15 protein-coding genes, 1 tRNA gene and 1 pseudogene are annotated in these 21,671 nt (G+C 69.9%); 9 read left to right on the top strand and 8 right to left on the bottom strand.

Annotated features, from left to right (window positions below):
• Positions 1-2: 2 nt before the first annotated feature.
• From KXR53_RS29755 to KXR53_RS29745, 3 genes are all read right to left on the bottom strand, one after another.
• Positions 3-1,640 (bottom strand): ABC transporter substrate-binding protein, encoded by a 1,638-nt coding sequence (locus KXR53_RS29755; RefSeq protein ID WP_437379094.1) that lies wholly within the window; start codon positions 1,638-1,640, stop codon positions 3-5.
• Between the two features lie 267 nt (positions 1,641-1,907).
• Complete coding sequence (locus KXR53_RS29750; RefSeq protein ID WP_437379092.1) at positions 1,908-3,335, bottom strand: M20 family metallopeptidase; 1,428 nt, start codon at positions 3,333-3,335, stop codon at positions 1,908-1,910.
• 23 nt (positions 3,336-3,358) lie between these two features.
• The gene (locus KXR53_RS29745) at positions 3,359-5,188 is read right to left on the bottom strand and encodes a S9 family peptidase (RefSeq protein ID WP_437379090.1); all 1,830 of its coding nucleotides are present in this window, start codon (positions 5,186-5,188) and stop codon (positions 3,359-3,361) included.
• Between the two features lie 304 nt (positions 5,189-5,492).
• Between KXR53_RS29745 and KXR53_RS29740 the strand changes: the two genes are divergently transcribed.
• Positions 5,493-6,518, top strand: coding sequence for a lipase family protein (locus KXR53_RS29740; protein WP_437379088.1), 1,026 nt, complete (start codon positions 5,493-5,495; stop codon positions 6,516-6,518).
• 147 nt (positions 6,519-6,665) lie between these two features.
• Here KXR53_RS29740 and KXR53_RS29735 read toward each other — a convergent pair whose 3' ends face one another.
• On the bottom strand, positions 6,666-7,271 hold the full coding sequence (locus KXR53_RS29735) for a PAN domain-containing protein (protein WP_437379086.1): 606 nt from the start codon (positions 7,269-7,271) through the stop codon (positions 6,666-6,668).
• Between the two features lie 334 nt (positions 7,272-7,605).
• Positions 7,606-8,685 (bottom strand): selenide, water dikinase SelD, encoded by a 1,080-nt coding sequence (gene selD, locus KXR53_RS29730; RefSeq protein WP_437379084.1) that lies wholly within the window; start codon positions 8,683-8,685, stop codon positions 7,606-7,608.
• A 263-nt stretch (positions 8,686-8,948) separates the two neighbouring features.
• Here selD and fdnG point away from each other — a divergent pair, with 263 nt between their 5' ends.
• The 8 genes and pseudogenes from fdnG to KXR53_RS29690 all read left to right on the top strand — a co-directional run bounded on the left by fdnG (position 8,949) and on the right by KXR53_RS29690 (position 18,945).
• Positions 8,949-12,038: a formate dehydrogenase-N subunit alpha gene (gene fdnG / locus KXR53_RS29725; RefSeq protein ID WP_437379082.1), complete on the top strand. Its 3,090-nt coding sequence runs from the start codon at positions 8,949-8,951 to the stop codon at positions 12,036-12,038.
• Between the two features lie 13 nt (positions 12,039-12,051).
• Positions 12,052-12,993, top strand: a complete 942-nt coding sequence (gene fdxH, locus KXR53_RS29720) for a formate dehydrogenase subunit beta (RefSeq protein ID WP_437379080.1) — start codon at positions 12,052-12,054, stop codon at positions 12,991-12,993.
• Complete coding sequence (locus KXR53_RS29715) at positions 12,990-13,700, top strand: formate dehydrogenase subunit gamma (RefSeq protein WP_437379078.1); 711 nt, start codon at positions 12,990-12,992, stop codon at positions 13,698-13,700. The genes fdxH and KXR53_RS29715 overlap by 4 nt, the downstream gene beginning before the upstream one ends.
• Positions 13,701-13,748: 48 nt before the next feature.
• Positions 13,749-14,666, top strand: a complete 918-nt coding sequence (gene fdhE / locus KXR53_RS29710) for a formate dehydrogenase accessory protein FdhE (RefSeq protein ID WP_437379076.1) — start codon at positions 13,749-13,751, stop codon at positions 14,664-14,666.
• A 1-nt stretch (position 14,667) separates the two neighbouring features.
• A complete protein-coding gene (selA, locus tag KXR53_RS29705; RefSeq protein ID WP_437379074.1) occupies positions 14,668-16,098 on the top strand; it encodes an L-seryl-tRNA(Sec) selenium transferase in 1,431 nt (476 codons plus the stop codon).
• A 70-nt stretch (positions 16,099-16,168) separates the two neighbouring features.
• A complete protein-coding gene (locus tag KXR53_RS29700; RefSeq protein WP_437379071.1) occupies positions 16,169-16,900 on the top strand; it encodes a tetratricopeptide repeat protein in 732 nt (243 codons plus the stop codon).
• Positions 16,897-18,732: pseudogene (gene selB / locus KXR53_RS29695) on the top strand (selenocysteine-specific translation elongation factor); the annotation flags it as partial. The gene KXR53_RS29700 and the pseudogene selB, both read left to right, overlap by 4 nt.
• A 117-nt stretch (positions 18,733-18,849) precedes the next feature.
• Positions 18,850-18,945: transfer RNA gene (locus tag KXR53_RS29690), tRNA-Sec, on the top strand.
• A 220-nt stretch (positions 18,946-19,165) separates the two neighbouring features.
• On the opposite strand, the gene KXR53_RS29685 is transcribed toward KXR53_RS29690, so the two are convergent.
• From KXR53_RS29685 to nikC, 3 genes are read right to left on the bottom strand one after another with little or no spacing between them, the layout of a single operon-like run.
• A complete protein-coding gene (locus KXR53_RS29685; RefSeq protein WP_437379068.1) occupies positions 19,166-19,909 on the bottom strand; it encodes an ABC transporter ATP-binding protein in 744 nt (247 codons plus the stop codon).
• Positions 19,906-20,760, bottom strand: a complete 855-nt coding sequence (locus KXR53_RS29680) for an ABC transporter ATP-binding protein (protein WP_437379066.1) — start codon at positions 20,758-20,760, stop codon at positions 19,906-19,908. Before KXR53_RS29680 ends, KXR53_RS29685 begins: the two co-directional genes overlap by 4 nt.
• A complete protein-coding gene (nikC, locus tag KXR53_RS29675; RefSeq protein ID WP_437379063.1) occupies positions 20,757-21,668 on the bottom strand; it encodes a nickel transporter permease in 912 nt (303 codons plus the stop codon). Before nikC ends, KXR53_RS29680 begins: the two co-directional genes overlap by 4 nt.
• Between the last annotated feature and the right edge of the window lie 3 nt (positions 21,669-21,671).

Genomic DNA, 21,671 nt, shown 5'->3' with positions numbered 1-21,671 from the left:
CGCTACTTGCCGACCAGCTCGTAGTAGGTGCGGAAGCCGTTCCAGCTCCAGTTCTTCAGCGATTTGCGGATGCCGGCGACGTTGTACATCTGGAACATGATGGCCATCGGCCCCTGCTGCATGATCTGCAGCTGCAGGTCGCGGTACAGCGCGTTGCGCTTCTCCGGATCGGGCTCCAGCAGCGCCGCGTCGATCTTCTTGTTGGCGTCCTCGGAATGGAAGGCAGCCCGCCAAGCCGGATACTGGGTCAGCTTCGCCTCGGCCCGGTTGTCCGGGTTGTAGACCAGCCGCGAGGCGTTGCCGTGCGCGTCGGGCACGCCGGTCTGCCAGGCCTGCATCGCGGTCTGGAACTCCCGCCCCCGCACCCGGCTGAACAGCTGGGCGTTGGCCATGCGTTCCAGCGTCAGCTCGACGCCGATCTTGGCGGCGTTCTGCTGCACGCTCTGCGCGATCGGGGCCGAATGCGGCAGGGTGCCGATGAAGACATTGGCCTTGAAGCCGTTGGGATAGCCGGCCTCGGCCAGCAGCGCCTTGGCCTTGTCGAGATCGAGCGAGAAGGGCTGCCCCTCCTTCTCGTCGAGCGCGCCGACCGCGCCGATCTGGACGAAGCTGGCCCGCGGCACACCGGTGTAGGTCATCACCGTCTTGGCGAGGCCCTCATAGTCGATCAGGTAGCGCATCGCCAGGCGGACCTTCTCGTTCGCGAAGATCGGGTCGGCGTTGTTGAAGATCCAGAAGAACAGCTGCGGCTTCAGCACCCGGACGACCGACACGTCGGGCGAGCTCTCCAGGTCCTTCAGGTCCTCCGGCGTCAGGTCGCGCGCGACGTCGACATCCCCCTGGGTCAGCAGCAGGCGCTGCGTCCCCGCCTCCGCCACATGGCGGATCAGGACGCGCTTCAGCGCCGGCGCCTGGCCCCAGTAGCTCTCGTTCGCCTGCAGGACGACAGATTCACCGGCGTTCCACTGCACCAGCTTATAGGGCCCGACGCATTCGGTGCGGGTCGCGAGATACTTGTTGCCGAGGTCGCCGTTCACCTCGTTGGCCATGATCGTCTTGCGGTCCATGGTGGCGGAAACGCGGTTGGCGGCGATCGCCTGCAGGATCAGGCTGGTCGGGTAGGGCTTGTCGAGCTTGAGGACGAGGGTGGCGTCGTCGGGCGCCGTGATCTGGCTGTCGACCTTGTCCTTGGTGAAGCCGTATTCGGTCAGCGTCGCCGCATTGCCGAAGCCGAGCTTGACCACCCGCTGCATCGACCAGGCGGTGTCCGCCGCCGTCGCCGGGTTGCCGGAGGGGAAGGTGGCGCCGCGGCGCAGATGGAAGGTGATCTGCAGGCGGTCGTCGGAGACGTCCCAGCTCTCGGCGAGGAGCGGCACCACTTTGGCCTCGTCCGCCGGGTCGAAGTCGACCAGGGTGTCACAGGTGTTCTTGACGATCTCGTCGGTCACCACCTCGCCGATCTGGGCCGGGTCGAAGGTGCTGATCGCATCGATGTTCCAGGCCATGACCAGCGCGCTCGACGGCGTCGCCGCCCCGGCGGCGAAAGGCGCCGCGGCGAGGACGGCGCCGCAGACCGCGCCGAGAGCGCGGCGGCGGAGCGGACGGGATCCGGACGACGCCGGGATCGGACGGGCGAACATGGATCGAGCCTCCGTGCTGTTCTGACTGTTCTGATGGTGTCGTCGGCGCCCTTCCTGGACGTCTTTTTGGACCGCCGATGCCGCGGGCTCGCTTACCGGCGCGGTCTGCCCCCTCACCCTCCCGCCGCCTCCGGCGTCGGGCCCCTCCCTCTCCCCGAGGAGAGGGTTTCTTCACCTCTCCTCCGGGAGAGGTCGAAATCGCGTCAGCGATTTCGGGTGAGGGGGCGGCTCCGGCCTATCCACTCACTCGGCGCTTACTGCCTAGCCTCAAGCGGCTTGCGGCCGCGGCTGCAGCGGCGGCTGCACCTCCGGCGGGATCGGGCAGACATAGGGCGTGACCGCCGTCCGCTCCCGGTGGTCCTGCTTGGCCCGGGCCAGCAGCAGCTCGTCGCTCATCACGTCGAGCGCAGTTCCGGCCATCGCCTTCGCCGCATGCACCATGCCCTTGTGCGCGGCAGGCGCCTTGCCCTGGGCGGTGATCTGCCAGGAATGGCCCGGCGTGCCGATGGCATGGGTCGCGACCCGCGCTTCCACCGTCGGCACCACCCAGCTGACATCGGCGACGTCGGTCGACCCGATCATCGGCTCGCCCTTGGCCTCGCGCGGCACGATGAAGTCGCAGAGCGGCGTGTCCGGCCGCGGCGGGACGCCGACGCGGCGGTAGTCGGTGAGGATGTCCTCCTCGCTCAGCGTCGCCTGGATCTGCGCGGCATAGTCCCGGTCCGCCGCGTCGAAGGGCACCGGGCCGAGACGCTGCAGGTTCTGGTGCATCGCCTCCGCCAGCGGCGTGTTGCCGAGCATGTTGGAGACGGCGCTCATGATCGAGATCGCGACCGTGGTCTCGGTCATCAGTGCGGCGCCCTGGGCGATCTTCTTGACCCGCTCGTTCAGCGCCAGCATGCCGGCCAGGTCGCGCGCCCGGATGGCGTAGCGCACCTTGGCCGAGGCCTGCACCACATTCGGCGCGATGCCGCCGGAATCGAGCATGGCGTAGTGGATGCGGGCGTCCGACGGCATGTGCTCGCGCATGTAGTTGACGCCGACATTCATCAGCTCGACCGCGTCCAGCGCGCTGCGCCCGAGATGCGGCGCCGCGGCGGCGTGCGAGGCGCGGCCGGTGAAGTGGAAATCCATCCGGGTGTTGGCCAGCGACAGCGCCTCGCCGACCCGGGTCAGCGATGCCGGATGCCAGGTGATGGCGATGTCGACATCCTTGAACGCGCCGGCGCGCACCATGAAGGCCTTGGCCGCCCCACCCTCCTCCGCCGGGCAGCCGTAGTAGCGCACGCGGCCGGGCCGGCCGGTGGCCTCGAGGAAGTCCTTGACCGCGGTGGCGGCCAGCATGGCGGCGGAGCCGAGCAGGTTGTGGCCGCAGCCATGGCCGTAGCCGTTGCCCGGCAGCGGCTTCGGCTCGGCGATCCCCGCCTCCTGGCTCAGCCCCGGCAGGGCGTCGTATTCGCCGAGGATGGCGATCACCGGTCCGCCCTCACCCGCCTCGCCCATCACCGCGGTCGGAATGCCGGCGAGGTTCTCGGTCACGCGGAAGCCCTGGGCCTTCAGCATGGCGGTGTGCTCGGCGACCGACCGGTACTCGGTGTAGGCGATCTCCGGCATCCCCCAGATCCGGTCGCTCAGCGCCTCGAACTCCGTCCGCTTGGCGTCGACCAGCTGCCAGATCGTCTCGGAATTCTGCATGATCGTCCCTTTCGGTCCTGAAATCAGAGATGGCGGTCGAGGAAGGCGGCGACGGCGCCGAACACCGTCTGCCGGTTGTCCAGCCGCGCGAAGCCGTGCCCCTCATGCGGCACGCGGATGTATTCGACCGGCCGGCCGAGGCCGCGCAGGCAGGAATGGACCATCTCGCTTTCGCCCGGCGGCACGCGCGGATCGTCGAGCCCCTGCGCGACCAGCAGCGGCACGCGGATGCGGTCCAGCCTGTGGATCGGCGAGACGCGCTCAAGGAGATCCCTGTCGGCGACCGGGTCGCCGTATTCCGCCGCCCGCAGGCGCCGGCGCCAGGGGCCGGTGGTCTGCAGCAGGGTGTGGAAATTGGCGATGCCGTAGAATTCGATGCCGAGGCGCCAGAGCTCCGGATACTCGGTCAGCGCCGCCAGCACCATAAAGCCGCCATAGGAGCGGCCAAAGATCCCGATCCGGGTCTCGTCGATCTCGTCCTGCGCCCCCAGCCACAGCCGCACCGCCCTGAGGTCGGCGACGCTGTCCATGCGGAGCTCGACGTCGTCGAGATGCTGGTAAGGCCGGCCATAGCCGGTGCTGCCGCGGACATTCGGCGCCGCGACCGCGATGCCGCGGGCCAGCATGTACTGGATGTCGGCGCGGAAGGTGGGGGTCCACTGCGCCTCCGGCCCGCCATGGACGATGACGAGCGCCGGGAAGCCGCCGGCCGGCGCCTCGCCCTTCGGCCGGTACAGCAGGAACGGGACCTGCAGCCCGTCGAAGCTCGAGGCGCGGCGCACCACCGGCTCGACGAAGCCGCCGGTGTCCAGCTCGCCCTTGGACGCGTCGGTGATCCGGGCCGCGGCGCCGGTCGTCAGGTCGAAGCCCCAGATGTCGGGCGGCGTCGCCGCGCCTTCGAGCGGGAAGACCAGGCCGCTGCTGTCCGGCCGCCAGGAGACCGAGCCGATCACGCCGGGCGGCAGCCCCTCCACCGCCGTCTCCGCGCCGCTGTCGAGGTCGCGGATCAGGATGCGGTTCCAGCCCTCCTCGTTGACGACAAAGGCGATGCGGCTCTGGTCGGGCGACAGCGCCATCGCCTCGACGTCCTTGCCCTCGATCGTCACCAGCCACCGAAGGCTGCGGTCGGCGAGAGAGAAGAAGGCGACGCCCTGGAAGTCCCGCCCCTGGTCGGTCAGCAGATAGGCGCCGCTGCCATCTTTCCGGAACTTCGCCGCGGCGTAGCGCGCCCGGCCATCATGCGGCAGCAGCGGCTCATAGGCGCCGGTGTCGAGGTCGAGCCGGAACAGGTCCTGGTCGGTCATCGCCCGGGTGCAGTCCCGCACCAGCAACGCCCTGCCGTCCGGGAAGAAGGCCATGACCTCGCGGTACAGCTCGCCTTGATACACGCAGGTCGCCCGGCGGGTCGCGACCTCCATCACATGGATGTCCACATGAGTGCGGTCGCGCGTGTTCGCGGCATAAGCGATCCGTTCCCCGTCCGGCGACCAAGCGCCCCAGACATGGACCACGGTCGGGTCGTCGGTCAGCGCCACCGGCGCGGCGTCGGTGCCGGGGATCAGCCAGAGCTGGTGCCGCTCGTCGCCGCCGCGATCCATGGTGAAGACCAGGTCCCGGTTCTTCGGGCTGAAGGCGAGCGCGCCGACCGGCTCCTCGGTCTCCGCCGCCCGCCAGGCGGTGCCGCCGCCGGCCGGCTGCAGCCAGATCTGATGGAAGCCGGTCTCGTCGCTCAGGAACGCCATCAGCCCGCCGTCGGGTGACAGCGCTGGATTCCTGGCGCTGCGGATGTCGAGATACGGGCGGATCGCGGCGCGCGGCGCCGGGTCCGCTTGAACGGTCCCGCTGTCTGACACTGATCGCCCCCTGCCCGGGCAGCCGGCCTTCGCATCCGGGCCGGCCGCACGCCCATCAAATGGGCACGCTCAAATTGTGGTCATGATGTCGCCCAGTGGCAGAGGCGGCCAATTCATAATTGTCCAGCTCCTATTCCGGATCGGCATAAAGATCATCCGTCCGGAGCCGCCTTCGCAGGCGTAATTCTCAATAAATTTTACTCAACTGAAAGTTGTTGATCCGATATCTTTTTCGGGCGGTCATGATGGCCCGGCCCGTCCGTTGCCGGATGGCCGTAACCCGCAACCGGACAGAGGGAGCATCATGACGCCGGAGGCGATGAAGCAGGCGGCCACCCAGGGCAGCCCGTCCGATATCTTCGCGATCAGCTATCTCCAGCTCTGCCAGATCTCCTACTTCAAGCCGGAGGAAATCGCGACCGCCGTCGGCAGCATGCCGCCGCCGGGAGAGATGGCGCCGAATCCCGCCATCGGCAGCTGGAGCGTGGTCTGGGGCCCGGCCAAGGACTGGGACGACAGCAACCTCGCCTATGCCGCCGCCTATGTCGATGCGCCGACCGGCCTGCCGGTGCTGCTGGCCGTGTGCATCCGCGGCACCGACGTGGACATCGACGATCCCTGGGGCATCCTGAAGCAGATCTTCGAGGACCTTGACGTGCCCAAGCAGGTGGCGCTGCCCTGGGCGCCGGACGATCCGGCCCGGATCGCCGACGGCACCCTGTCGGCGCTGAAGGTGATCGAGGGGCTGAGCTGGGAGAACCAGAGCCTGTCGGATTTCGTCACCGGCTATCTGGGCAACCCGGCGAACCAGACGCCGGTGCTGGTGGTGACCGGGCACAGCCTGGGCGGCTGCCTGACCACCGTGGCCGCGCCCTGGCTGCAGAACCTGCTGCAGACGGCCGGCGTCTCGGCCCCGATCGTCCCGGCCACCTTCGCCGCGCCGACGGCGGGCAACGCGGATTTCGCCACGCTGTTCCAGAGCGCCTTCAGCTACGCCCCGCGCTATTGGAACGCGATGGACATCGTGCCGCGCGCCTGGTGGGACTTGACGGGCATCGAGACGATCTATGAGCCGTGCAAGCTGTCGCCGCCCTCGGAGGTGCAGGCCGGGCTGAGCTATTTCGAAGGCAAGCTGCAGGGGATCAGCTACGTCCAGCCGGCGGAGGACAGCACGGAGCTGCCCGGGGCCTGCGACAGCTCGGCCGGCGACTGGGTCGACCAGGCCGGCATCCAGCACAGCACCGTGACCTATATGAACATGCTGGGCGGGGTGAACATCCTGCCGCCGGACCCGGTCCCTCCGATCGTCATGTACAAGCCGCAGGGCTGAGCCCGGCCAGGAGCCGCCATCTCCATCCCCGGCATCCCCGGCGGCATCGGACACCGGGGATGCCGGATTTGAAAGGCGAAATCGAGATGGTCGCGTCACCCGCGGATCTGCGACATGTTCGGCTCACCGGCCGCGACGCCGATCTCGCTAGTCGGGCGCCGGGACCAGGTTCGTTCCAGGATCGATCGGGACTGACGCCCGCCGGAACTTGACGCCGGAGACGGTGTGTTCGTTGGCAACGGGGTATGGAACACGCGTCTTGAGCCAGCACCGGCCGCGTGGCCCTTGAAAGCCGCGTCGAGCATATGTCCACGCCGCGCACTGTCGGTCGCCGGCACACGCGTTTTCGCAGGATCTCCAGGAGTCCGTCTCGAAATTCGTGTAGTCCATTCCGGGACGATCGGTGCGATCCTCCGCCTTCAGCTCATCCGGATCGATGTATTCGCGCGGCCCGGAACGACAGCAGTTGCTTCTGACCAGTTCCGGCACCCGGTGCTTGAGCCAGCACCGGCCGGTGGGCCCCTGGAAGCCCGGCTTGACCCAGGTCCAGGCCTGGCATCTGGGATCGCCGCCGCAGCTGTTTCGGCACACGGACGCCGAACCGGCGTTGAAGCTGTCGTAATCCGAGCCGGGCAGGTCGAACCCATCGACCCCTTGCGCGCCGGCCGGCTGGATCAGCAGCAAGAGGGCCGCGACAAGCGCCGGCAGATAGGCCCGGAGCACCCGCTGACCATGCAGGAAAAAAGCTCCCATAAATCACCTCTCAACATCAATTCTGGCTTAAATCGAATTTCCGAAAGCACCTCCAGCCTTCCTGTATGCATTAAATTGCTACGTCGAAATTGCGCTCAGGTTTTGCCAACCGGGCGACTGCACTCGGTTGCGATAAGAAGTACCAGAAGTCGCTTCCGGGACACTGCAGCAGACGGCCCGGTCTTCCGTTTGGCCGCTTCCGCACCGGCTATTACGTTCGGATAGCATATGGGGCGGAACGACGCATCGTACGTTCGTATGATATGCCTGCAATCCTCACGCGGCGTCCCGCTCTCCACCCTGGGCCGCCTGTCAGGCTCCGCGTCAGCAGGCGTCAGCCCTCGATGCGGACACTGGCCGGGCCGGCCTCGACCACGCCGATACGGCGGGCGGCCGGATAGCCGGCGGCGACGATGCGCGCCAGCAGCGCGTCGGCCCGGTCCGCCGCGCAGGCGATCAGCAGGCCGCCGGAGGTCTGCGGGTCGGTCAGCAGGTGGCGGCGCCAGTCCGGCATGTCGGGCGGCAGCGCCACCTCCGCCCCGTAGCTGGCCCAGTTGCGGTGCGAGGCGCCGGTGACGAAGCCGTCCCGCGCCAGCATCCCGGCCTGGGCGAAGAGCGCCGGCGCGTCGCCGGGGATCGCCAGCGTGACGCCGGCCCCGCGTGCCATCTCCAGCGCATGGCCGAGCAGGCCGAAGCCGGTCACGTCGGTGACCGCGTGCACCGCCTCCTCCCGCCCCAGCTCGGCGCCGATCCGGTTGAGCTGCGTCGTGCTGGCGATCAGCTCGGCATAGCCCTCGGGCGGCAGCACCTGCTTCTTGAAGGCGGCGGAGTAGATGCCGACGCCGAGCGCCTTGGTCAGGATCAGCGCGTCGCCCGGGCGCGCGCCCGAGTTCCGGCGCAGCTCGGCCGGCCGGCAGGTGCCGATCACCGCCAGGCCGTAGATCGGCTCCGGCGCGTCGATCGAATGCCCGCCCGCGACCGGGATCCCGGCCTCGCCGCAGATCGAGGCGCCGCCGGCCAGGATCTGGCGCACCGTCTCCGCCGGCAGCTTGCCGAGCGGCATGCCGAGGATGGCCAGTGCGAAGATCGGATGCCCACCCATGGCGTAGACGTCGGAGATCGCGTTGGTGGCCGCGATCCGCCCGAAATCGCGCGGGTCGTCGACCACCGGCATGAAGAAATCGGTGGTGGCGATGACGCAGCGGTCGTCATCGAGCTGCCAGACCGCCGCGTCGTCGCCGGTCTCGGTGCCGACCAGGAGCTGGCGGAACGGCGCCGCCGCCGGCTGCCCGGCCAGCAGCTCCTGCAGCACGGCCGGGGCGAGCTTGCAGCCGCAGCCGCCGCCATGCGCCAGGCTGGTCAGCCGGACGGGCGGAACGGCGACGGGATCGGGATCATCGGGACGGCTGCTCATGGTCGGGCTCGCGCAGGCGCTGGTGAAGGCACGCGACGATTAGACGGCGCGGCCCGGCGCATGGTCAATCCGGGCTCGCGGGACCACCTGCGCAGCGGCGGGCTCAGGCAGCTACTGCGAATCATTATTAACCCTTTGAAAACTTTATTTTATTTATTGAGTCGACGAACCATCGCCCCTTTGACATTGGAACCCTTCCAAGCGTAGCATTTCTCCTAATTCGATATGTCTTTTGCGGAACAGGCTTCCGGGGAGGCTCCAGGATGGACATGAAGCTCTCGCGCCGCGGCTTCCTGAAAGGGGCCGGCGCGGGTGTGGCGGGCACGACGCTGGGGGCCTTCGGCTTCGGCGAGATCGAAGCGGCCTACGCCGCCGCGATCAGGCCCTTCAAGCTCGCCAACACCACCGAGACCCGCAACACCTGCACCTATTGTTCGGTGGCCTGCGGCCTCATCCTCTACTCCAAGGGCGACCTCCGGAAGGGCGAGAAGGCGGAGATCACCCATATCGAGGGCGACTCCGACCACCCGACCAACCGCGGCACGCTGTGCCCGAAGGGCGCGGCGCTGCTGGACACGGTCAAGTCCGCCCAGCGGCTGCACTACCCGATGCTGCGGCGCCCGGGCTCGGACAAGTTCGAGCGGATCTCCTGGGACGAGGCGCTGGACAAGATCGCCCGCGCCATGAAGGACGACCGCGACGCCAACTTCATCGCCAAGAACAAGGACGGGGTGACGGTCAACCGCTGGCTGACGACGGGGTTCCTCGCGGCCTCGGCGACCACCAACGAGACTGCCTTCTGCACCTACAAGGTGGTGCGAAGCACCGGGATCGTCGCGTTCGATAACCAGGCGCGCGTCTGACACGGCCCGACGGTGGCGAGTCTCGCCCCGACGTTTGGCCGTGGAGCCATGACGAACTCCTGGACCGACATCAAGAACACCGACCTCGTCATCATCATGGGCGGCAATGCCGCCGAGGCCCATCCCTGCGGCTTCAAATGGGTGACCGAGGCCAAGGCCAACCGCGGCGCCAAGCTGATCGTCGTCGACCCGCGCTTCACCCGCTCGGCGTCGGTGGCGGATTTCTACGCGCCGATCCGGCAGGGCACGGACATCGCCTTCCTCTTGGGCCTGATCCGCTACTGCATCGAGAACGACAAGGTGCAGTGGGAGTATGTGAAGGCCTTCACCAACGCCAGCTACGTGGTCAAAGAGGGCTTCGGCTACAGCGACGGCCTGTTCACAGGCTATGACGAGCAGAAGCGCGACTACGACCGGTCGAGCTGGGACTACGAGATCGGCCCCGACGGCTATGCCGTGGTCGACGACACGCTGCAGCACCCGCGCTGCGTGTGGAACCTGCTGAAGCAGCACGCCGCCGTCTACACGCCGGAGATGGTCGAGCGCATCTGCGGCACGCCCAAGGACAAGTTCCTGAAGGTGGCCGAGATGGTCGGCGAGACGTCGTCGCCGACCAAGGCGATGACCTCGATGTACGCGCTGGGCTGGACGCAGCATTCCAAGGGCTCGCAGAACATCCGCGCCATGGCGATGCTGCAGCTGATCCTGGGCAACATCGGCATCCGCGGTGGCGGCATGAACGCGCTGCGCGGCCATTCCAACATCCAGGGGCTGACCGATCTGGGGCTGATGTCGAACCTGCTGCCGGGATATCTGAACATCCCGCAGGACAAGGAGCGCGACTTCGCCACCTACATGTCGACCCGCGGCTACAAGCCGCTGCGGCCGAACCAGATGAGCTACTGGCAGAACTACAAGAAGTTCTTCGTCAGCTTCCAGAAGTCGATGTGGGGTGCGGCGGCGACGCCGGAGAACGACTTCGCCTATGACTGGCTGCCGAAGCTCGACGTCTCCGGCTACGACGTTCTGCGGGCCTTCGAGCTGATGCACCAGGGCAAGATGAACCTCTATTTCTGCCAGGGGTTCAACCCGCTGCAGGCCTTCCCCGACAAGGCCAAGCTGGCCGAGGCGCTGGCCAAGCTGAAGCTGCTCGTGGTCATGGACCCGATCGAGACCGAGACGGCGCGGTTCTGGGAGAACCACGGCATCTACAACGACGCCGACCCGGCCAAGATCCAGACCGAGGTGCTGCAGCTGCCCACCACCTCCTTCGCCGAGGACGAGGGGTCGCTGGTCAATTCTGGGCGCTGGCTGCAATGGCACTGGCCGGGAGGCTCGCCCCCGGGCGAGTCCAAGACCGACGTCTGGATCCTGTCGCAGATCCATCTGCGCCTGAAGGAGCTGTACAAGACGGAGGGCGGGGCCCTCCCCGACCCGATCCTGAACCTGAACTGGGCCTATGCCGACCCGAACGAGCCGACGGCCGAGGAGCTGGCGAAGGAGATGAACGGGTCCGCCCTCGTCGACCTGTTCGATCCGACGGACCCGAGCAAGAAGATCCTCGAAGCCGGCAAGCAGGTGCCGAACTTCGGGGTGCTGCGCGACGACGGATCGACCGCCTGCGGCTGCTGGATCTACGCCGGCTGCTTCACCGAGGCCGGCAACATGATGGCCCGGCAGGACAATTCCGATCCGGACGACACCGGCACCTTCCCGAAATGGGCGTTCTCCTGGCCGGCCAACCGGCGGATCCTGTACAACCGCGCCTCTTGCGACCTATCGGGCAAGCCCTGGGACCCGGCGCGCAAGATCATCGAATGGGACGGCAGCAAATGGGCCGGCTACGACGTCCCCGACATCGCCCCGACGGCGAAGCCGGAAGATGTCGGGCCCTTCATCATGAACCCGGAAGGCGTGTCGCGCCTGTTCACCCGGGGCATGATGCGGGACGGCCCGTTCCCGGCGCATTACGAGCCGTTCGAGAGCCCGGTCGCCAACCCCGTCGCGCCGAAGGTGCGGGGCAACCCGGCGGCGCGGGTGTTCGCCGACGACTTCGCCCAGTTCGCCGACATCGCCTCGCCCGAGTTCCCCTACGCCGCGACCTCCTACCGGCTGACGGAGCATTTCCACTACTGGACCAAGAACAACCACGTGAACGCGGTCCTGCAGCCGGAGTTCTTCGTCGAGATCTCGGAGGAGCTGGCGGCCGAGAAGGGGATCGCCAAGGGCGGCTGGGTGCGGGTGTGGTCGAAGCGCGGCTCGGTCTTCGCCAAGGCCGTGGTGACCAAGCGGATCCGGCCGCTGACCTGCGACGGCAAGACCGTGCATATCGTCGGCATTCCGATCCATTGGGGCTTCGTCGGCGCCGCCAAGAAGGGCTTCGGGGCGAACGTCCTGACGCCGTTCGTCGGCGACGCCAACATCGAGACGCCGGAGTTCAAGGCCTTCTGCGTCAACATCGAGGCCTCGTCCGGGCCGCCGGTGGCGTAAGGGAGGAGAGAGCATGTTTCCCCCGATCCCCAACCCCACCGTCGCCCCGGCCGCCCCGAAATTCGGCGAGAAGGACCTGATCCGCCGCTCGGCCTCCACGATCACCCCGCCGGCCGAGCGGCAGACCGAGGTTGCCAAGCTGATCGACGTCTCGAAATGCATCGGCTGCAAGGCCTGCCAGGCGGCCTGCGTCGAGTGGAACGACACGCATGAGCCGGTCGGCGAGAACCTCGGCGTCTACGACAATCCGGCCGACCTGACGCCGGACATGTTCACGCTGATGCGCTTCACCGAATGGGAGAATCCGGAGACCCAGAATCTCGAATGGCTGATCCGCAAGGACGGCTGCATGCATTGCGAGGATCCGGGCTGCCTGAAGGCCTGCCCGGCGCCGGGCGCGATCGTGCAGTACTCGAACGGCATCGTCGATTTCGTGCACGAGAACTGCATCGGCTGCGGCTACTGCATCAAGGGCTGCCCGTTCAACATCCCGCGCATCTCCAAGGTCGACCACACGGCCTACAAATGCACCCTCTGCTCCGACCGCGTCGCGGTCGGCCAGGGCCCGGCCTGCCAGAAGGCCTGCCCGACCCAGGCCATCGTGTTCGGCACCAAGGAGGAGATGAAGGAGTGGGCGGACTTCCGGATCAAGGACCTGAAGTCCCGCGGTTTCGAGAACGCGGGGCTGTATGACCCGCCCGGCGTCGGCGGCACCCATGTCATGTATGTGCTGCACCACGCCGACAAGCCGGAGATCTATGCCGGCCTGCCGAAGGACCCGACCATCAGCCCGATCGTCGAGACCTGGAAGGGCGTGACCAAATATGTCGGCCTCGGCGTCATGGGTGTCGCCGCGGTCGCGGGCGTGCTGCACCATCTGTTCGCGGGCGCCAACCGGGTGACGCCGGAGGATGAGGAGAACGCCGAGAAGCTGACGGAGGAGCGACGCTCATGACTGCCGCTGCCGACCGCCGGCCGGACGACGTCCTGCCCGGCGACGACGTCCATCCCGGCAAGCCGGTGATCGTCGACCGCTACACGGTCGGCGCCCGGATCAACCACTGGATCACGGCGACCAGCCTGGTGCTGCTCGCCCTGTCCGGCCTGGCGCTGTTCCACCCCAGCCTGTTCTTCCTGACCGCGCTGTTCGGCGGCGGGCAGATGACGCGGACGCTGCACCCCTGGATCGGCGTCGTCCTGTTCTTCTCCTTCGCCGGCCTGTTCATCCGCTTCTGGAAGGCCAATCTGTGGAAGAGCGAGGACAACACCTGGCTGCGCCGGGCGCGCGACGTCCTGACGGCGCATGATGAGAACCTGCCCGAGCTCGGCAAGTACAATGCCGGCCAGAAATTCGTGTTCTGGGGCATGTCGATCCTGATCATCATCCTGATCGGCAGCGGCTTCGTGGTCTGGGACCAGTATTTCTATCCGTTCACCACGATCCCGCAGAAGCGCATCGCCATCCTGGTGCATGCGACGGCGGCGGTGGTGATCATCTGCGTCTGGATCATCCACGTCTATGCGGCGATCTGGGTCCGTGGCACCATCGGCGCCATGACCAGGGGCCGGGTGACCGGCGGCTGGGCCTGGCGCCACCACCGCAAATGGCTGCGCGAGCTGGTGGCGCGGCGGCCCGGCGCCGACAAGAAGGCGGCCCAGTAAGCAGAGACGAGTCCGCGTCACGTGGCCCGTCGGGTTCGTGAGGATGAGATGAACGACAAGACGGCCAGGCCCGACCCGACCGTGATCGGCGAGGTCGCGGCCCCGCCCTTCGCCCGCCTGCCCGACCCGCTGACGCTGTTCGTCGACCGCGCCCTGCGCCTGCGGACCCTGGCCGCCCGCAGCGAGATCGGCCCCTACCTCCGGTTCCTGTCCGATCTCGCCGAGATGCAGTACCGGATCCAGGACGACCTGCCCGAGCCGGCGATGCCCGACGGCGCGGCGCTGGCGCGCGCCCGGGCCCATGCCATGCCGCCGCTCGACCGCGCCGGCTTCGCGCCCGACGCGGTCTTCGCGGCGACGTTCGACCGGCTCACCGCCGCCGCGGCCGGGATCGCGATGCCGCCAGCGGCGGCCGCGGCGCTGGAGCGGGTGCGTACGGCCGGCCGGGCGCAGGGCGAAGCCATGCTGCGCGCCGTTCTGGCCAGCGCCATCCCGGCCGACGCCCTGGCCGAGCACGCCTTCATGGCGGCGGCGCTGCAGGTGCATTTCGCCCGGCTGGCGGCCCGGCTGGATGCCGGGGCGCTGGTGCCGGTCGGCATCGGGGCCTGCCCCTGCTGCGGCGGCCCGCCGGTCAGCACCATGGTCGTCGGCTGGCGCGGCGCGCACGGCACAAGGTTCTGCGCCTGCGGCCTGTGCGGCACGTATTGGCACCATGTCCGCGTCCAATGCGTGCTGTGCGGCGGCACCAAGGGCATCGGCTACCAGGAGGTCGAGGGCGGCGCCGGCACGGTGAAGGCCGAGACCTGCGACAGCTGCCACCGCTATGTGAAGGTGCTGTACCAGGTGAAGGAGACGGATCTGGAGCCGATGGCGGACGACGCGGGCAGCCTGGGCCTCGACCTCTTGATGCAGCAGCAGGGTGAGTACGAGCGCGGCGGCTTCAACCCGTTCCTCTTGGGCTACTGAGATGGCCGGCGACGCCGCCCGCCCGTCCCTTTCCCGACTGCGCGATCTGCCCTCGGTCGACCAGGTGCTGAAGACCCCGGCCGCCGCCGCGGCGCTGGCGGCCTTCGGCCGCGCCCAGACCGCGGCCGCGGTGCGCGGCGCCTTGGCCGTGGCGCGCGAGGCGGTGCGCGCCGGCGCGCCGGCGCCGGATGCGGACGGCGTGGCGGCGACCGCCGCGGCGACGCTGGCGGCCGGCGCCCGCTCGACCCAACGGCCGGTGTTCAACCTGACCGGCACGGTGCTGCACACCAATCTCGGCCGCGCCCTCTTGACCGAGGCGGCGGTCGAGGCGGCGGTCGAGGCCATGCGCAGCCCGGTTTCGCTGGAATTCGACCTCGCCACCGGCCAGCGCGGCGAGCGCGACGACCATCTCCGGGCGCTGCTGCGCGAGCTGACCGGCGCCGAGGACGCCACCGTGGTCAACAACAACGCCGCGGCGGTGCTGCTGGCGCTGAACACCTTCGGCCACGGGCGGCGGTCGATCATCTCGCGCGGCGAGCTGATCGAGATCGGCGGCGCCTTCCGCATGCCCGACATCATGGCGCGCGCCGGCACGGTGCTGACGGAGGTCGGCACCACCAACCGGACCCATCCGAAGGACTATGCGGCGGCGCTGGGGCCGGAGGCCGGGCTGATCCTCAAGGTCCACACCTCGAACTACCGCATCGCCGGCTTCACCGCCGAGGTCGCGGCGCGGGAGCTGGCGCCGCTGGCGCGGGCGCACGGGATCCCGCTGGTGCACGATCTCGGCTCCGGCACCCTCGCCGATCTCGCCGCCATCGGCCTGGCGCATGAGCCGACGGTGCGCGAGGCCGTGGCCGACGGTGCTGACCTCGTCACCTTCTCCGGCGACAAGCTGCTGGGCGGGCCGCAGGCGGGGTTCATCGTCGGCCGTACCGAGCTGATCGCCGCGGTCAACCGCAACCCGATGAAGCGGGCGCTCCGGGTCGACAAGATCCGGCTGGCGGCGCTGGAGGCGACGCTGCGGCTGTACCGCGATCCCGCCCGGCTGGCGGAGCGCCTGCCGACGCTGCGCCTCTTGGCGCGCCGGGCCGAGGCGATCGAGGCGCAGGCCGGACGGATCCGGCCCGCCGTGGAGAAGGCCCTGGCCGGCCGCGCCGCGGTCGAGATCCGGCCCTGCCTCAGCCAGATCGGCTCCGGCGCCCTGCCTTTGGAAACCCTGCCGAGCGCCGCCCTGGCCCTGACGCCGCCGGAGGGCGGCGGCCGGGCGCTGACCGCCCTCACCGCCGACCTGCGGCGGCTGCCGGTGCCGGTGATCGGCCGCATCGCCGACGGCGCGCTGCTGCTGGACCTGCGCTGCCTGGAGGACGAGGCGGGGTTCCTGGCCTCTCTCGCCGCGCTCGATCCCGGAGCGGACCATGGGTTGGCTTGACCGCCTTCGCACGGGCCGAGCGGGGCCGCTGCCGGGACCGGCTGCCCCCTTGCCCCCCGTCGCGGAGCGGATGGCGGCCGCCTCCGCGGCGGCGCGCGCCGGCGACCACGCCGCAGCCCTCGCCATCTGGGGACCGCTGGCCCGCGAAGGCATGGCCCGGGCGCAGAGCAATGTCGGCGCCTGTTTCGCCGAGGGGCTGGGCGTTGACCGTGATCCGGCGCTCGCCGTCCGCTGGCTAGGCCTGGCGGCGGAGGCCGGCGATCCCGTCGGCCAGCGCAACCTCGCGACGCTGTATTTCCGTGGCGACGGCGTGAAGCGGGACGACAGGCGGGCGGCCGCCCTGTACCGCGCCGCAGCCGAACAGGGCGACGCCGCGGCACAGGACATGCTGAGCTGGATGCTGGTCGAGGAGGGCGGCGCCATCTTCGATCCGGCCGAGGCACGGCACTGGGCGCTCCGCGCCGCGGAGCAGGGCGTGGCCGCGGCCATGACCCGGCTCGGCATGCTCTATCACAACGCGCTCGGCGTGGCGCGCGACCCCGCCGAGGCGGTTCGCTGGTGGCGCATGGCCGCCGACCGAGGCGATCCCGACGCGCAGTCGATGCTCGGCGCGGCTTATCATCTGGGGTCCGGCGTGCCCGCGGATCCCGTCCAGGCGCTGGCCTGGCTGATGCGGGGCGGCGCCGGCGGCAGCACGCTCGCCGGCCGCTTCCTCGGACCGGCCCGGGCCGCGCTCGACCCCGCCGGCGTCGCCGAGGCCGAGCGCCTCGCCCGCCGGCCCCTGCCGGAGGTGGCGCCATGATCATCGGCACCGCCGGCCATATCGATCATGGCAAGACCGCGCTGGTGCGGGCGCTGACCGGCGTCGACACCGACCGGCTGAAGGAGGAGAAGGCCCGCGGCATCACCATCGATCTCGGCTTCGCCTACCGGCCGACGCCGGCGGGCGAGGTGCTGGGCTTCATCGACGTGCCCGGCCATGAGCGCCTGGTCCACACCATGCTGGCCGGCGCCTCCGGCATCGATTTCGCTCTGCTGGTGGTCGCGGCCGATGACGGCGTCATGCCGCAGACGCGCGAGCACCTGGCCATCATCGACCTGCTGGGCATTCCCCGCGGCGTCGTCGCGCTGACCAAGGCCGATCTCGCCTCCGCCGAGCGGCGCGCGGCGGTGGCGGCGGAGATCCGCGCCGCGTTGGCCGGCACGGCTCTCGCCGGGGCCGACATCCTGCCGGTCTCGGCCGTCACCGGCGAGGGCGTCGCCGAGCTGGGCGAGCGGCTGGCGCTGGAGGCCATGGAGTTCGCCGGCCGGGAGGCGGCGGGGCGGTTCCGGCTGGCGGTCGACCGGTCCTTCACCCTGCGCGGTGCCGGCACCGTCGTCACTGGGACGGTGCTGTCGGGAACGGTCGCGGTCGGGGACCAGCTGGTGGCCAGCCCGTCCGGCCTGCCGGTGCGGGTGCGCTCGATCCATGCGCAGAACCGCCCGGCCGAGCGCGGCCGGGCCGGCGAGCGCTGCGCCCTGAACCTGACGGGGGAGCGGGTGTCGCGCGAGGCGTTTGCCCGCGGCGACGTGGTGCTCGACCCCGCCCTGCATGCCCCAACGGACCGCGCGGACGCGACGCTGCGGGTGCTGCCGGGCGAGCGCAAGCCGATCGGGCAGTGGTTCCCGGTGCGCTTCCACACCGCCGCGGTCGAGGTCGGAGCGCGGATCGTGCTGCTGGGCGACGATCCGATCCCGCCGGGCGGCGAGGCCTTCGTGCAGCTGGTGCTGGACCGGCCGATCGCGGCCGCGGCCGGGGACCGATATGTCGTCCGCGACACCTCGGCCCAGCGCACCATCGGCGGCGGCCGACTGGTCGACCTGCGCGCCCCCGCGCGCAAGCGGCGGGGCCCGGAGCGCCTGGCCCAGCTGGCCGCCCATGCTTTGGACGACCCCGAGGCCGCGCTGGCGGGGCTGCTGGCGGTGCCGCCGCGGCTGATCGATCTGGCCGCCTTCGGGCGGGACCGGGTGCTGGGGGCCGCCCGGCTGGACGAGATCGCCGAGCGGCTCGGCCTCGTCCGCATCGCCGTGGGGGAGCAGCTGTTCGTCCTGACCGCCGACGACTGGACGCGGCTGACGCAGGGTCTGCTGGAGACGCTCGACGCCTTCCACCGCGACAACCCGGACCTGCCGGGCATCGGCTTCGAGCGGCTGCGCCTGCAGTCGCAGCCACGCCTGCCGGCATCCGCCTTTGCCGCCCTGCTGCGCGGGCTGGCACGGGCCGACCAGGTGGCGCTGGACGGCGCCTGGGTCCGGCTGACCGGTCACGAAGCGCATCTGACCGAGGCCGACGAGGCGCTGTGGGCCGAGATCCGCCCACGCCTGGGCGGCGGCGCCCGGTTCCGGCCGCCGCGGGTGCGCGACATCGCCGGCGAGACCGGCCTCGACGAGGCGGAGGTCCGGCGGCTGCTGAAGCGCGTCGGCCGCATGGGCCGGGTCGACGAGGTGGCGCACGACCATTTCTTCCTGCGCCCGACCGTGGCCGAGATGGTCGGCATCCTCTGCCGCCTCGCCGTCGACCTGCCCGAAACCGGCTTCACCGCGGCGCAGTTCCGTGATCAGGTGGATAGCGGCCGCAAGGTCGCGATTCAGATCCTGGAGTTCTTCGACCGCCACGGGGTGACGCTGCGGCGGGGCGACCTGCGGCGGCTGAACCGGCACCGTCTGGATCTGTTCCGCCCGCCTGGCGGCGACGCGTCGGTCGCGGAGCATGGAGGAGAATCGTCCCCGGTGGGGCGTCCGGACTTCAAATCCGGGAGGGGCCGCGAGCCGGTCCTTGGTGGGTTCGACTCCCACTCTCTTCCGCCATTTCCGCCGGGTCGTGCCTCATAGACGTCGACATAGGGCCGCTCAGCGGCGAGGTCCGCCCCCCTCACCCTCCCATTCGCTATCGCGAATGGGCCCCTCCTTCTCCCCGAGGAGAGGGGAACAGGAGCCGCAACTCCTTCACCTCTCCTCGGGGAGAGGTCGAAATCGCGTCAGCGATTTCGGGTGAGGGGGCGGCTCCGGCCCATCCATTCGTCAACGGTCAGGCTCCGCCATAGGCCTCGCTGGCGGCCAGCAGCTCCCGCGTATAGGGATGCTCCGGCTGCCCTGCGCGCAGGGTCGCGGCGTCGAAGCCGTCGACGATGTGGCCGCCCTGCATCACCGCGATGCGGTGGCACATATGGGCGACGACGGCGAGATCGTGGCTGACCAGGATGTAGGTCAGGCCGCGCTGCGCCCTGAGATCCATCAGCAGGTTGAGGATCTCGGCCTGGACCGAGACGTCGAGGGCGGAGGTCGGCTCGTCGAGCAGCAGCACCTCCGGCTCCAGCATCAGCGCGCGGGCAATCGCCACGCGCTGGCGCTGGCCGCCGGACAGCTGGTGCGGATAGCGGAAGGCGGCGGCGCGCGGCAGGCCGACCGCGTCCAGCGCGGCGCCGACCGCGTCCGCGGGTGGGACCAGCCCCTGGTTGCGCAGCGGCTCCAACAGCTGGGCCTGGATCGTCTGGCGCGGATGCAGCGACCCGTAGGGGTCCTGGAACACCATCTGCACCCGCTTGAAGAAGGCGCGCGGCCGGTCCGGCGGCAGCGCCGTACCGTCGAGCCGGACCTCGCCGACATAGCCGGTGATCAGCCCCGCGATGGCGCGCAGCACCGTCGACTTGCCGCAGCCGGATTCGCCGACGAGGCCGAAGGTCTCGCCCGCCGCGACGGAGAAGGAGACGCCGTCCACCGCCGGCGGCGCGTCCGCGGCGAAGCGGATGCCGAGATCGCGGACCTCGATCACGGAATGCCTCCCGCCGTCAGCCAAGCCGGGTCGCGGCGCAGCACCGGCAGCCGGTCCTGGACGCGGTGGATCGAGGGCAGCGACGCCAGGAGGCCGCGCGTGTAGGGATGCTTGGCCTTGTCGAGATCGGCGGCGCGCAGCGTCTCCATCACCCGGCCGGCATACATGATGACGACCCGGTCGCAGAAGCGGCGGACCAGGTTGAGATCGTGGCTGATCAGGATCAGGCCCAGGCCGCGGCTGTCGATCAGCTCGTCGAGCAGATGCAGCACCTCGAGCCGCACGGTGACGTCGAGCGCCGAGGTCGGCTCGTCGGCGATGACCACGTCGGGCCCGGCGATCAGCATCATCGCGATCATCACCCGCTGCCCCATGCCGCCGGAAATCTCGTGCGGATAGAGCCGCGCAACCCGGGCAGGGTCGCGGATCTTCACCGCCTCCAGGATTGCCAGGGTCCGTTCGCGCGCCTCGCGCGCCGGCCCGCGGTGATGCAGCCGCCAGGCCTCGGCGATCTGCTCGCCGACCGGTACCACCGGGTTCAGCGAATAGCGCGGGTCCTGCAGGATCAGGCCGATGCGGCGGCCGCGGAGGTCCGTCATCTGCCGCTCGGTCGCGGCCAGCAGGTCGAGGTCGCGGAAAGCCAAGCGATCGGCCGTGACCTGGGCGCTGGGCGGCAGCAGCCGCATCAGGGCGCGGCCGACGGTGGACTTGCCGGCGCCGGATTCGCCGACGATGCCCAGCTTCTCGCGCCCGAGGGTGAAGGACACGCCGTGCACTACCGGCACGGCGCTGTCGCCGCGGCCGAAGGCGATGCGGAGGTTGCGGGCCTCGATCAGGGGCGCGTCGGTCATTCGCCGAGCCTCGGGTCCAGCACGTCGCGCAGGGCGTCGCCGGCCAGGTTGAAGGCCAGGCTGACCACCGCGATGGCGATGCCGGGCGCGGTGATCACCCAGGGGCAATCGATCATGAATTCGCGTCCGGTGGAGACCATGGCGCCCCATTCCGGCAGCGGCGGCTGCGCCCCGAGGCCGAGGAAGCCGAGGCCCGCGGCGGTCAGGATGATGCCGGCCATGTTCAGGGTCAGGCGCACCACCACCGAGGGCAGGCACATCGGCAGGATGTGGCGGGTGATGATGCGCGTCTTCGACGCCCCCTGCAGCCGCACCGCGGCGATGAAGTCGGCGCGGCGGAGGCTGAGCGCCTCGGCCCGGGCCAGCCGGGCCATCGGCGGCCAGGCGGTCAGCGCGATGGCGATGACGGCGTTGGTGATGCCGGGGCCGAGCGCGGCGGCGAAGCCGAGCGCCAGCACCAGCCCTGGGAAGGACAGGAAGATGTCGGTGACGCGCATCAACACCTCGTCCGCCCAGCCGCCGAGATAGCCGGCGCAGGCCCCGATCAGCAGACCGATCGGGGCGACGATCACGGTGACGAGCATGATGATGTAGAGCGTCGTCCGCGCGCCGTAGACGACGCGGGCGAAGACGTCGCGCCCGAACTCGTCCGTGCCGAACCAGTGCGCCGCCGAGGGCGGCTGCAGCCGGTTGACCATGTCCTGCGCCGTCGGGTCCCAGGCGGTGAGCCAGGGGGCGGCGACCGCCGCGACCACCAGCAGGATGATGACACCGAGCCCGGCGAGCCCGAGCGGATGCCCGGCGAAGCGCCGCCAGCCCTGGTAGAGCTGCTGCATCGCCGACTGGAAGACGGTCTGCGGCGCGTCGGCCCGAAGCCAGGCGCGGAGTCCGCTGCGGGGAGCGCTCATCGT

The organism is Inquilinus limosus (assembly GCF_051487185.1).
GTDB lineage: Bacteria > Pseudomonadota > Alphaproteobacteria > DSM-16000 > Inquilinaceae > Inquilinus > Inquilinus limosus_F.
This window is presented reverse-complemented; position numbering and strand designations above follow the sequence as displayed.